This is a genomic window from Thermococcus gammatolerans EJ3 (assembly GCF_000022365.1).
Taxonomy (GTDB): Archaea; Methanobacteriota_B; Thermococci; order Thermococcales; family Thermococcaceae; genus Thermococcus; species Thermococcus gammatolerans.
In genome coordinates, this window is record NC_012804.1 from 1686717 (window position 1) to 1699406 (window position 12690).

Genomic DNA, 12690 nt, shown 5'->3' on the forward strand with positions numbered 1-12690 from the left:
GAGAATGGAGGAGATCGAGCTCGCGAGGAAGTTTTACGCCGATGAGTATCAGGACTCGGTTCTCTACTCAAGCCTCGCGAAGAGTGAGAAGGACGAGAGGTTGAGGAACGAGTTCCTCAGGCTTTCGAACATAGAGGCAAAGCACGCCAAGTTCTGGCACGATTTTTTGAAGAGAAGAAACGCAGAAATTCCCAGGGTTAGGGTGGGACACCTCCGAATCGCATCGGTCAGACTGCTCAGAAAGCTGCTCGGCCCAGGAGCGGTGGCATCTCTACTCGAAATGGGAGAGAACTCGGCAATAGAAAAGTACTACCGCTTTCTCACAAGCTTCGATTTAAGCGAGGAAGAGAGGATCAAGCTGTCCAGAGTTATCCTCGACGAGCTAGAGCACGAGCACTTCTTTGCCGAAACCAAAAGGCGGTTCCATGCAGAAAACGTCAGGGATCTAGTACTTGGAATGAACGACGGTCTGGTTGAGCTCCTCGGGGCGGTTACCGGGCTTTCAGCAGTCTACGTGAATTCACCGAGGGTGGTCGGGATAAGCGGCCTCATAGTCGGAGTTGCGGGGGCCCTCTCAATGGCGATAGGGGCCTTCATTTCGGTAAGATCCCAGAGGCAGGTAAACGAGAGTGTGAGGCGGAGAATGGAGGTTCTCTTCAAAGTGTCCCCGGAGCGGGCGAGGGATGAGCTCTTCGAAAAGTTAACCGAAGTTGGAATACCCGAGGAGGTCGCGAGGGAAGTTGCAGAGAGGCTCTCCTCCAACCACGACGCAATCATGAAGCTGCTCGTTGGAGAGAGCGGAGGAGAAAACGAGGTTCGGTCTGCCGTCTACACGGGAGTGGCCTACCTGTTAGGCGTCCTCTTTCCCGTGTTGCCTTACTTCATAGCACCTTCTTCCCTCGTTGCCCTTCCAATCTCAATAGGGCTCGCTGGGGCCGCGCTGGCGGTGGTTGCAACCCTCATAGCTCTCCTCTCGGGCATCTCACTGAAGACAAAAATAGCGGAGATGGTCTCAACTGGATTGGGAGCGGCCTTCCTGAGCTACCTCTTTGGAAGGCTCATGGAGAACCTGTTCCACGTTTCGACCCTTTGATCCCATCTTTTTTGAGGTTCAGAGAAGTAAGGAAAAGACAAAAAGATCAGACCGGGGTAACGTGGCCCCACTTCTCCAGAGCCCTGGCGAGCTCCTTGTGTGTTTTTGCGTACTCGTCGAGCGGGATTCCCTGCATTATCGCGTCAATCGCCTGCCTCACTGCCCTCGCTCCAGCCCCAGGCCCGTCCGGGTGGCCGAGGGTTCCGCCGCCGAGCTGTAAAACGATGTCCTTTCCGAGGGCCTCTATGACGGGCTCGATGTTGCCCGGGTGAAGGCCACCTGAGCTGGTCGGGAAGGCTGCTTTCATGCCGTAGAACTTCTGCTCAAGGTGGAAGACGTCGTTCTCGTCCGGCTTATAGGTTTCCTCCCTGAGAATCCTCGCGTTCTGGATGACGTCCCACTTACCGCCCTCGAGCTTTCCAGCGCCGGCGGTTCCGACGTGGAGCTGGTCAATTCCTATAATCCTGTAGAGCTTGGCCAAGACGAACATCGAGATGCCGTGGTACTTGTTCCTCGTGAAGGCCGCGTGCATCGCCCTGTGGCCGTGAATGGCCAATCCGTAGTCGGCCGCCAAATCGCGGATGTACTCAAGCGCTCCCCAGCCGGTTATAACGACGTCAACCATCGCGTGCTTGAGCCCAAGGTCTGCCAGGACCTCAAGCCTTCTCTCCATCTCGCGGATGTCGGCGGTGATGTTGGCGAACCATGTCTTCTTCTCGCCGGTCTCGTTCTCGACTTTGTCAATAACCCTCGTTACTATCTCTGCTCTCTCATCGAAGCGGTTGTACCAGGGGCTCGTGAGGTTCTCGTCGTCCTTTATGTAGTCTGCACCGTTGGAGAGGAGCTCGTAGGCGAGCTTCTCAAACTCCTCCGGTGAGTAGCCTACCTTTGGCTTAGGGACGACGCCGTAGAGCGGTCTGTCATAGATTTCGAGCATCTTTCTGACGCCCTCGATACCGAAGGCGGGCCCGCTGAAGTTCCTGAGGACTATCTCGGGGAAGTAGAGGTCCTCGAGGCGGAGGCCCTTAACGCGCTTCATTCCGAAGACGTTCCCGGCTATGCTCGCGAGAAGGCCGGGCAAGTTCCACTCCTCGAAGGCGTGGAACGGATAGGCAATCTTGACAATCCAGCTCCCGTCTCCCATGTCTATGAAGTCGTAGGCCTTAGCGGAAAGGTCGGCCCAGCGCTCCTGCTCGTACCAGGGGTAAAGGGTTGTCCACGTTCCGGTCGAGCTCTCAGCGGCGACGGCACCGGCGGCCTGCTCGATGGTGTAGCCCTCGGCGGGGGTAACGCGGAAAACCGCTATGATGTCCCTCTTCTTGTTTGGCTCGTAGTCCTTGTCCACGTAGTAGTCGTATATCTTGTCGAACTTCTCAACCATTCTCAACCACCTCAACGGATTTTCTCCCCTCCGGCTATTAAGCCTTCTGGCAGGGGGCAAAAAACTTGGAAAGAGGGGCTTATTAAACTTTCGCCCCAGATATGGGCAGAGAAAAGAAAAAGGATCAGCCACGCCGGAGAACGATCAGGCTCACGGGCGGAACCTCAAGGCTGTTCTGATAACTCCCGTTTCCGGGCCATGCCTCCTTCCACGTTCCAGAGGGAAGGGGGATGGAAGTAGGTGAATCCCTGTTGTTAGCAACTACGAGGATCTCGTTTCTGTGCCCGCGGAAAAAGGCGATTACACCATCTTTCGCCATATAAAAGCTGATCTTGCTACTGCTCAGCGCGGGGATGCTCTCCCTCAGCTTTCCAAGGCTCCGGTAGTGCTCAACGAGGCTTACATTACACTCACTCCACTGGAGCGGATAGCGCTGCTCGTCGTAGTGGTTCTTGTCCCCGAGGAAGCCGCACTCGTCACCCTGGAATGTAACGGGCATGCCGGGCAGAGTATAGAGGAGCGCCGACAGGAGCTTGAGCCGCTTAACTGCCTCTGGTTTCGGCTTATCCCCCAGTTTACCGCCGCCGAGGTCCGTGAGGACTCTCGAGGTATCGTGGGAATCGACGAGGTTGAAGCCCATAGCAACGACGTTCTCACCGTAGGAGGCGTAGTACTTTCCGAGAAGGTTGAGGGCGGTTTTTCCACTTAGGGTTCCCCGGGCGTAGGGCAGGAGGATGTCCCTTCCGAGGGCGTAGTTCATGAGGGAGTCGAACTTGTCTCCTTTGACCCACTCCGGTGAAAGCGTCCAGATCTCACCGACGAGGTAGGCGTTGGGATGTTTCTCCTTGACCCTCTCCCTGAACTCACGGAAGAACTCGTCAGCGTTCACGAGGTCCGCAGGGGTATCAACCCTTATCCCGTCGAAGCCAAAGTCGAGCCACTTCAGCGCGGAACCTATGAGGTACTCCCTTACCTCCGGGTTCGTCGTGTTGAGCTTTGGAAGGCTCCCCAGGCCCCACCAGCCCTCATAGGCGCTCCCATCGCCGAGCTTAAATGGCCACCGCTTTATGAAGTACCAGTTCCAGTACTGGCTTTCCCTTCCGTTCTTCCACACGTCAAGGAACTGGTCGGCCCCGATTCCACTGTGATCGGGGACGAAGTCAAAGATCACCTTTATTCCCCTCTTGTGAGCCTCGCTGAGGAAAAGCTTGAGCTCCGTCTCGGTTCCGAACTTCGGATCAACGCGGTAGTAGTCGTACGTGTCGTATCCGTGAACGCTGCCCGAAAGGAAGATTGGGTTCAGGTAGATGAGCCTGACGCCGAGGGAGCTGAGGTAGTCGAGTTTCTCAGTTATGCCCGCTATGTCCCCCCCAAAGTACTGGTGGCAGCAGTGGAGCGGTGTTATTGGATCGCTCCAGTTTGAGAGGATCGGCTTCTCGTTCGTCAGCTCATTATAGACCAGCTCGTCGTGATCGAGGGCAAGTGCATCGTTGCTGTGGTTTCCATTGAAGAACCTGTCAGGGAAGATCTGGTAACCAATTGCACTGCTGACCCACTCGATCTGGGGGAACCGGTTAACGCCGTCGAAATGGAGCTCGGGGCTCTCTGAGCTGTTGAAAACTATGAACTCTGTACCGTTTACGTTGAGGACAAAGTGGTAGTCAAAAGACCCCACAGGGAGCTCGGCACGCCACACTTCACCGGAATCCCACCAGACCTGCTTCTCCATCGTGAAGTTCCCGATCGTGGTAACAAGAACCGCCGAATCAACCAGTCCCGGATTGACCTCGAAGCGCACCACCGTCCTGGTGTCCGCTATGGAAAGGTAGGCCGGATCAAGGGGATCATGCTCAATCACGAGGGAGGAGGCCCCTCCCACTATTTTAACGGCGTTCTTCCCGCCATAACCGTCATCGACGTATTTATCTGCCGTTGGATCTGCCTTGGACATATCCTTTATCCAGTGGCCATCGACGTAGAACTTGTACTCATAGGTTCCGGGGGCGAGGCATATCCTGAGAACCCATCTTCCATCGGGCTTTTTGTGCATAAGCCACTGGCTCCAGTCGTTGAACGTTCCCCTGAGGCTTACGCGCTTCACGGTCTTGTTTCCGGGGTTGTAAACAAACTCCACCGGAATCTTTCCGGACGGACAGGAACCGGAGGACGTCGTAAGGTAAATCACCTTGTAGCCGGGCCCCGGTGAAGGGGTTGCTGTAGGTGAGGTGGTTGTTTGGCTCGTTTGAGTCGTCGTGGATATCGTGGAAGTGGTTGTGGAATAAGTCGTTGAGGTAGAGCAGGAGGACACTGTGGTCGTTGTACTCGATGTAGTTTGGGAAAAGCCGGACGTCGTTGAAGCCCCATTTGAACCGCCGCCGAGGCATCCAGCCGCGAAAACTCCCCCTATCAGGAGAAAGATGAGTGCGAGGACAACATTCTTACCCACATGTATCACCAAGAGTGAATAAAGGAAAGGGTATATTAGAGTTTTGCTCACCCGAGCTCGATCAGTGGGTCGCCGGTGTTTACGGCGTCGCCTTCCTTCACGTAGATTTTCTTCACAACACCGTCTTTCGGAGCGGGAATTTCGTTCTCCATCTTCATAGCCTCAAGCACAAGCAAACCCTGACCAGCCTTAACCTCCTGCCCCTCCTTCACGAGGACTCTAAGAATCTTACCCGGCATTGGGGCGGTAACGGTGTTGGGCGAAGCACTCGCAGGAGCTGGAGTAGAGGCAGGAGCAGGAACTGACACAGGAGCTGGAGCAGGAGCCGAAACCTGCACAGGCTCAGGGGAACCAGTCTGAGCGGGGGTAATTCCCTGGACCCTCGACAGGTACTTGAGAGCGCTCAAATCAACACCCTCAATTCCGACCTCGAACTCGACGCCGTTGACGTAAACCTTGACCTTTGATGCCGTCTTTGGAAGCTCGACCTTCACCCTCCCCTCAGCCCTCGCCCTGAAGAACTCGAGGGCAACCTCCGGGAAGAGGCAGTAGGTTAGAACGTCCTCCTCCTTGTGGAGGTAGCCGAGCTCCTCGAGCTTTCTCCTGCACTCCTCAAGCTGGGGCTTGAGCAGGCTCCCCGGCCTCTCCTTTATCGGCTCCTCGTCGCCGAGGACGAGCCTTTTGAGCTCGGGGTTTATCTCCGCTGGAGGCCTTCCGTAGAGGCCCCTGATGTAGTCTTTAACCTGTTGCGTTATCTGCTTGTACCGCCCGAAGAGAACGTTGAGAACCGCCTGAGTTCCAACTATCTGGCTCGTCGGCGTCACGAGCGGGGGCCAGCCGAGGTCTTCTCTAACGCGGGGAATCTCCTCGAGGACCTCATCGAGTCTGTCGAGGGCGTTCATCTCCTTGAGCTGGGCGATGAGGTTAGAGAACATCCCGCCGGGAACCTGGTACTTGAGGACGTAGGGGTTCACAATGAGCGTTTCCTTGTGGAGCAGTCCCCAGTACTTCTCCTCGAGCAGTTTCTTCAGGTAGCGGGAGACCCTGTGGATCAGCTCCCTGTCGAGGTGGCTCCCGACCGCTTCGGGAAGGGCGTGCCATATCGTCTGGATTCCAGGCTGGGCCGTTCCGAAGGCGAGCGGGCTTATCGCAGTGTCTATGTAATCGGCACCCGCCTCAACACCCTTCAGATAGACGGCCACCGCCATTCCGGTCGTCGAGTGGGTGTGGACGTTAACGGGGATGCCGTAGGTTTCCTTTATCTCGCTGACCAGCTCGTAGATCTTCCAGGGGGTAAGCAGGCCGGCCATGTCCTTAATCGTTATGACGTCGACGTCAAGCTTTAGGAGCTCCTCGACCTTCTTCATGTAGTACTCCAGCGTGAAGACTTTGCCGGTTGTGTATGCTATCGCCCCCTGTACTTCAGCTCCGACTTCCTTGGCCTTCCTTATCGCGACCTCCATGTTGCGGACGTCGTTGAGGGCGTCGAAAATCCTGAATATGTCTATTCCGTTCTTGTGGGCCAGCTCGACGAACTTCTCTACAACATCGTCGGGATAGTGCTTATAGCCGACCACGTTCTGGCCCCTCAGCAACATCTGGAGCTTCGTCTTCCTTATGTGCTCCCTGAGGAGGCGAAGCCTCTCCCAGGGGTCTTCCTTAAGGTAGCGTATGCAGACGTCGAAGGTCGCCCCTCCCCAGACCTCCATCGAGTAGAAGCCGATTCTGTCCATCGTTTCCGCTATCTTTAGCATGTCATCAGTCGTTAGTCTGGTTGCTATGAGTGACTGGTGAGCGTCCCTAAAGGTTGTGTCAATTATGTCAACCTTTGCCATTTTCTTCACCCTTTTAATGCCCACAGAAGCGGAGCCTTTAAAAGCCTTACGACGGCAAAAGAAAAGGAGTTAGACAGCTGTCGAAATCAGAGCAGGCCCTCTGCCTTAGCTGCCTCCTCCGGGTCCTCGTTCCTGTGGACAACGCGAAGAAGGGCCTTTATGAAGGGCTCCGGGTTCTCACGCTGGAAGATGTTCCTCCCGACGACCGCTCCAGAGCCGCCGGCCTCTATGACTTCCCACACAACCTTCAGGAAGTCAACTGGATTCTCGGTCTTCGCTCCACCACTCAGTAGGACGGGAACTCCTGCAGCAGCCTCAACGACCTTTGCGAAGGTCTCCCTTGAGCCAGTCCAGTAGGTCTTTATCATGTCCGCGCCACTCTCTGCCGCAGCTCTCGCCCCGTACATGACGACGCGGTAGTCCTCTTTCTTGCCGTACTTCTCGTTTATGTACGGTCCGCGCGGATAGGCGAACTGCACAACCGGGAAGCCGAGGTCGTGGGCGTAGCTCGCTATCTCCGCGAACTGGCGCATCATTACATCTTCCTGAGGCGAACCCCAGTAGACGGTCGCCGCTATCGCATCGGCCCCGAGCTTTATGGCGTCTTCAACGTAGCCCAGCTGGCTCTGGAGAAGCTGGTCTTCCTTCGGACGGAGGTTTGTCTTGCTGGTCAGCTTTATCATGAGGCCGACGTTTGGTTTCACCTCATCGCCTGCAATCCTCGCGATTCCGGGGAGCATCATCACGCCGTCTATCCCTGCACGGACGACCTTTCTAATGATGGCCCTCGGGTTAACGTGCTCCCAGACGGGCTCGAAGTCGGTAGGCCCGTGCTCGAAGCCGTGATCCATCGCGAAGATCAACGCCCTCCCGTCCCTCCTGAAAAAGCGCTTCATCCTCCTCTTTATGCCCACGTTCTGGTACGCGTCCATTTGCATCACCGTGAGTGATATATTTGAAGAAGAATTTAAGGTTTTCCCCGGAAACTGTATAAAATAGGGTTGAGAAAGAGGGGAGGGATGAGAAATGGAGTGGAACATCATAACGCTCGATGAAGTCGACTCGACCAATGAGTACGCCAGGAGGATAGCCCCAACGGCCCCCGAAGGGACTGTGGTGGTAGCGAAGAGACAGACGGCCGGACGTGGGAGGAAGGGAAGGAGATGGGCCTCCCCTGAGGGAGGTCTCTGGATGACGGTCATCCTAAAGCCAAAATCGGGTCCGGAGCACGTTACAAAACTGGTCTTCGTTGGAGCCCTGGCGGTTCTCGACACCCTCCACGAGTACGGGATCAGAGGGGAGTTAAAGTGGCCAAACGACGTTCTCGTTGATGGAAAGAAGATAGCAGGTATCCTTAGCGAGTGCAGGCTCAACCATTTTGCCCTGCTCGGAATAGGGTTGAACGTCAACAACGAGATCCCCGATGAACTGAGGGAGAGCGCGGTTTCGATGAAGGAAGTCCTGGGAAGGGCGATCGATCTGGAAGAAGTGCTGAACAGAGTGCTGCGGAACCTCTCCCGCTGGTATGGGCTGTTCAGAAACGGGAGGCACGGGGAGATACTGAAAGCCGTGAAGGGCAGCAGTGCAGTACTGGGAAAGAGGGTCAGGATAATCGAAGACGGAGAAATCATCGCCGAGGGTATCGCGGTGGACATAGACAACTCGGGAGCCCTAATCCTCAAGGGTGAAGAGAATACGGTTAGGGTTCTCTACGGTGACGTGTCCCTGCGCTTCAGTTAGTTTTCGTCTTTCTGACGAAAATTTTATAGAAAAGTTAAATAAGGTCCTATTTTTCAGGTGTTCTTGGTTTAGTTGTCGTGTTTGGCATTAATTTTTAGTCGGAGGTGAAAAGGTGGGGCTACTGAGGAAGTACCTCGACTATCCGGTGCTCTGGAAGATACTCTACGGCTTGATTTTGGGTGCGGTCTTCGGACTGATAGCGGGCCACTTCGGCTGGACGAGCTTTGTAGCAACGTACATCAAGCCATTCGGCGACCTGTTCGTCAGACTGCTGAAGATGCTCGTGATGCCGATTATACTCGCATCGCTTGTCGTTGGTGCGGCGAGCATAAGTCCAGCCCGCCTCGGTCGCGTTGGCCTTAAGATAATCGTATATTACCTCGCTACCTCCGCTATGGCGGTGCTCTTCGGCCTCATAGTTGGAAGGCTCTTCAACGTCGGAGCAAACGTCCACCTCGGCTCGGGAACGGGCAAGGCGATTGAAGCTAAAAGCCCCTCCCTCGTCCAGACGCTCCTCAACATAGTGCCGACGAACCCGTTCGCCTCCCTCTCAAACGGTGCGGTCCTCCAAACGATATTCTTCGCCATAGTCCTTGGAATAGCGATAACCTACCTCATGAACAGGCAGGGGGAGCGCGTTAGAAAGTCGGCGGAAACCCTGCTGAGGGTCTTCGACGGCCTGGCCGAGGCGATGTACCTAATCGTCGGCGGTGTCATGCAGTACGCGCCGATAGGTGTCTTCGCGCTGATAGCCTACGTCATGGCCAAGGAAGGGTTGAAGGTCGTCGGCCCTCTTGCAAAGGTCGTATTCGCGGTTTACCTCGGTCTCTCCCTGCAGATTGTCATAACATACTTCATCCTGCTCAAGGTCTTCGGAATTGACCCAATTATGTTCATCAAGAAGGCGAAGGACGCCATGCTTACCGCTTTCGTCACGAGGAGCTCGAGCGGAACCCTGCCAGTGACCATGCGCGTAGCAGACGAGGAGATGGGAGTTGACAGGGGAATTTACTCCTTCACCCTACCCCTCGGGGCGACGATAAACATGGACGGAACTGCCCTCTACCAGGGCGTAACCGTGCTCTTCGTTGCCAACGCCATCGGTCACCCGCTCACGCTGAGCCAGCAGTTGATAGTCGTCCTCACCGCCGTGCTGGCTTCGATAGGAACGGCAGGAGTTCCAGGGGCGGGCGCGATAATGCTCGCGATGGTTCTTCAGAGCGTTGGCCTCGACCTCACCGCGGGAAGTCCGGTTGCCCTAGCCTATGCGATGATTCTCGGCATTGACGCGATACTCGATATGGGCAGGACGATGGTCAACGTTACTGGAGACCTCGCGGGGACTACCATAGTTGCCAAGACCGAGGGAGAGCTCGACGGGAGCAAGTGGTAGCTCTTCTCAATCTCTTCTCTTTTGTCTTAATCTCTTCTTTGGATAAAGTTAAATACCCCCATCTGAACGGTAGTTAGAGGTCCTAAAGACCCACTCAAGGAGGTAGTGAAATGGACAGACGACTGCTTGGAGTTCTTTTGATTGGGATACTCCTCGTTCCTCTCGCGGGGGTTTCGGCGGGGGGCACTGATGAAACCGCATTCGTTCAGGATTACACTTTCTATGTGCAGCTTGACAAGAACGGTGACGCCAACATAACGCTCATCACGGTCTGGAAAGGGCCAGAGGACAAGATACACGAGCTCATAGAAAAGCTCCTCAACCAAACCAATGGAAGCGTTGAGAACGCTACAAAACTCTACGCCGAACAGATGCTTCAGAGCTACATTCAGGGTCTGAGCCAGTCCGGCCTGAGAACCGAGAACCAGACCATAGAGGTCAAGGGCATTGGGGAGGGCAACAACATAACCGTGATATTCAGGGCGAAGGCCGAGGGTGTGGCAAAGTACTACTCCCACGGTAACTTCTGGGAGGTTCTGATTGACCCGACGAGGGGCTACTCCCACATCGCATCTCCCGACGTAAGCTACCCCTACAGGGTGGTACTTCACAACAAGTTCGTTATCGAACTGCCGCCGAACGCAACCCTTCTCTCATACCCCCTGGGGTACAGGAGGACTTACAATCAGAGTTCCTTCGAGGTCACACCCAGGATAAAGGACAACAGAGTTATCGTTGAGTCTGTGATAGACGTCGAGCCTTACCTCAAAGCTGAGGGCTACCAGTGGCTCTTCGGCGACTACAAGGGCTTTTCCATAACCTATCAGACACCATACAAAGGTCAGGAGGAGTACCCAAAGAGCGTTCTCAAGGAGAACGTCACCATTGAAGTCCTCAAGAACGGCACCGCTATACTGACGATGAAGGACGAGTACGTTGAGCCGAGGAACGCGGTTCTGGCCCAGAAAATCCAGATCCTCCAGTATGGGGTCAGGAACTTTGAACAGGCCCTGCTGAAGAACTACGTTCAGATGTTCAAACAGATGGGCGCCGACGTTCTGGGGGCCGGGGTAAACGTAAAGAACGTGAACACAACCGGACCGCTCCTCGTTGAGGCGAGGTTCATCCTCAACAACTACACCAAGTTCGAGAACGGCACCTACGTTCTCCACCTTGACCCCACGATGGGACTCGTGAGCAGGGTCTACCTGCGCTCAAACGCCGAGTTCAACTACTCTTTCTACGCGGAGGTTAAGCTCCCCGACGGATGGAAGTTCGTCTCGTACCCGAACTCAACAACCAAGGAGGTACACGGAAACATCTTCAAACTGGATGTCAAGCTCGAAGGAAACAGACTTCTGCTGAAGGCGAACACCTACATCTATTACGGTGCCTCCGACGAGGACGTGCAGCACCTCCTGGAGGAATTCAGCGGAGTTGACATAAAGTTCCAGCCCGGCAAATCAAGCGGAGGCTGGAAGCTCTGCGGACCGGGCGCGATAGCGGTTTTAGCAGTTGTTCCCCTCCTTTTCAGGAGAAGGAGGAACTGACCCAATCCCTTCTTTTTTCAACAAATTTTTAAAGTCCACAACCAATTGAAGTTTGGAATACATCACGGAGGGAAGTACGTTGAGAACCGTTACCCTTATAGTGGCGGTTCTGCTGACGGGTCTTTTCCTTCTAAGCCCCGTAACCGCGGTCAACTCTTCGGGAAAAGCCAGCTTAGCAATAAAACCTGAAAAGCCCGTGGACATTAAGGTCCTCAGAGAGGCCGTCTCTCTGTTGAGGGAGCGCATCAACCTGACGGAGATTTCCGATTTCCGGGTTGAACTAGAAGAGACAGGGGAAGGCTACCTCATCAGAATAAAGGCAGAGAACGTGACCCCGGAAGAGGTGGAGGGCATCAAAAGGATCGCCGAAAGCTTTGGAAGGCTTCGCATCGAGTTCAACGGCGTCGTTGTGGGGAGAAGCGTTAACGTTTCCGATTACAGACTTGAACCAAAAATGTGCCCCAACTGCTGGAGGGTTGATTTCAGGGTTCCTCCAGAGGTCACGGCGCGGCTCAAGGAGGTAGCATCTGGTAAGCTCGGCTGGCCGGTTGATGTTTATCTTGACCCGCCGGTGAATTCGCTTCTCGTCGTTTCAGCCAGGGTTTACCAGGAGATGAATTCTCAGGACTTCATGGGGGAACCTAAACCGGGCACTGGAACTCCAAAACCGCTCATTGAAAGGCTCAAGGAGGCATTCAACATTACGGTAATCGAGTATCATAACCAGAGTGCGGAGGAGATCGTTGATAACGCCACAGCCTTGGGCAAGGATAAGATCATCCTCGCCAACGTCCCACAAAAACTGTACACCGAAGTCAAAGGAACCCTCTCCTCCAGGAAGATTAACATTGAGGTTTCTTACTATACCCTTCAGACCGGAGAAGGCATCAAGAACTTCGTCAGGAAGATCCTCCACCTCTACGGACCCTACGTCCTGAGGTTTGATCCAACCAAATACAGCACAACCCGGCTCACTATCAGCGGGGTCGGGAAGGACAGGAAAGCCGCCCTCGGGGAGGCGAAGAAGCTGTACCTCGACTTCAAAATGGGATCCCTACCCGTTACCTTCAGGGTTGAGGACGTATCCCTCAGTTCAACTCCATCCGAAACGAGCACGAGTTCAACTACAATGACGGCGAAGGTTGCCGATGATTCACACCAGTGCGGCCCCGCATCAATAGTTCTCTTCGCCCTTTTCCCCCTCCTCCTGAGGAAACACTGAGCCAGCAAACTTTATTTATTCCCTCCCCTA

At 54.9% G+C, this 12690-nt stretch carries 9 protein-coding genes; 5 read left to right on the forward strand and 4 right to left on the reverse strand.

The features are described 5' to 3' along the window. Nucleotides 1-4: 4 nt before the first annotated feature. Nucleotides 5-1093 (forward strand): VIT1/CCC1 transporter family protein, encoded by a 1089-nt coding sequence (locus TGAM_RS08840; RefSeq protein ID WP_015859361.1) that lies wholly within the window; start codon nt 5-7, stop codon nt 1091-1093. A 46-nt stretch (nt 1094-1139) separates the two neighbouring features. Here the strand turns inward: TGAM_RS08840 and rbcL are convergent, their stop codons facing one another. The 4 genes from rbcL to fba form a co-directional block, all read right to left on the reverse strand. Next, nucleotides 1140-2474 carry a type III ribulose-bisphosphate carboxylase gene (gene rbcL / locus TGAM_RS08845; RefSeq protein ID WP_048811311.1) on the reverse strand — a complete coding sequence of 445 codons (1335 nt, stop codon included), beginning with the start codon at nt 2472-2474 and terminating at the stop codon, nt 1140-1142. A gap of 124 nt (nt 2475-2598) precedes the next feature. Continuing rightward, nucleotides 2599-4920, reverse strand: a complete 2322-nt coding sequence (locus TGAM_RS08850) for an alpha-amylase family glycosyl hydrolase (protein ID WP_238516205.1) — start codon at nt 4918-4920, stop codon at nt 2599-2601. A 47-nt stretch (nt 4921-4967) separates the two neighbouring features. Beyond that, on the reverse strand, nt 4968-6755 hold the full coding sequence (locus TGAM_RS08855; protein WP_015859364.1) for a pyruvate/oxaloacetate carboxyltransferase: 1788 nt from the start codon (nt 6753-6755) through the stop codon (nt 4968-4970). 86 nt (nt 6756-6841) lie between these two features. Continuing rightward, nucleotides 6842-7687, reverse strand: a complete 846-nt coding sequence (gene fba, locus TGAM_RS08860; RefSeq protein WP_015859365.1) for a class I fructose-bisphosphate aldolase — start codon at nt 7685-7687, stop codon at nt 6842-6844. 94 nt (nt 7688-7781) lie between these two features. On the opposite strand from fba, the gene TGAM_RS08865 reads away from it, so the two are divergent. The 4 genes from TGAM_RS08865 to TGAM_RS08880 all read left to right on the forward strand — a co-directional run bounded on the left by TGAM_RS08865 (nt 7782) and on the right by TGAM_RS08880 (nt 12660). Beyond that, nucleotides 7782-8495, forward strand: a complete 714-nt coding sequence (locus TGAM_RS08865; RefSeq protein WP_015859366.1) for a biotin--[acetyl-CoA-carboxylase] ligase — start codon at nt 7782-7784, stop codon at nt 8493-8495. Between the two features lie 112 nt (nt 8496-8607). Continuing rightward, nucleotides 8608-9888 carry a dicarboxylate/amino acid:cation symporter gene (locus tag TGAM_RS08870; RefSeq protein ID WP_015859367.1) on the forward strand — a complete coding sequence of 427 codons (1281 nt, stop codon included), beginning with the start codon at nt 8608-8610 and terminating at the stop codon, nt 9886-9888. A gap of 110 nt (nt 9889-9998) precedes the next feature. Then, on the forward strand, nt 9999-11438 hold the full coding sequence (locus tag TGAM_RS08875; protein WP_015859368.1) for a CGP-CTERM sorting domain-containing protein: 1440 nt from the start codon (nt 9999-10001) through the stop codon (nt 11436-11438). Nucleotides 11439-11490: 52 nt separating this feature from the next. Beyond that, nucleotides 11491-12660: a CGP-CTERM sorting domain-containing protein gene (locus tag TGAM_RS08880; protein ID WP_238516206.1), complete on the forward strand. Its 1170-nt coding sequence runs from the start codon at nt 11491-11493 to the stop codon at nt 12658-12660. Nucleotides 12661-12690 lie beyond the last annotated feature (30 nt).

Bases quoted from the DNA above. Each gene is read 5' to 3' on its own strand.
- TGAM_RS08840 (WP_015859361.1), top strand. From the start codon at position 5: ATGGAGGAGATCGAGCTCGCGAGGAAGTTTTACGCCGATGAGTATCAG.
- rbcL (WP_048811311.1), bottom strand. From the start codon at position 2,474: ATGGTTGAGAAGTTCGACAAGATATACGACTACTACGTGGACAAGGAC.
- TGAM_RS08855 (WP_015859364.1), bottom strand. From the start codon at position 6,755: ATGGCAAAGGTTGACATAATTGACACAACCTTTAGGGACGCTCACCAG.
- fba (WP_015859365.1), bottom strand. From the start codon at position 7,687: ATGGACGCGTACCAGAACGTGGGCATAAAGAGGAGGATGAAGCGCTTT.
- TGAM_RS08865 (WP_015859366.1), top strand. From the start codon at position 7,782: ATGGAGTGGAACATCATAACGCTCGATGAAGTCGACTCGACCAATGAG.
- TGAM_RS08875 (WP_015859368.1), top strand. From the start codon at position 9,999: ATGGACAGACGACTGCTTGGAGTTCTTTTGATTGGGATACTCCTCGTT.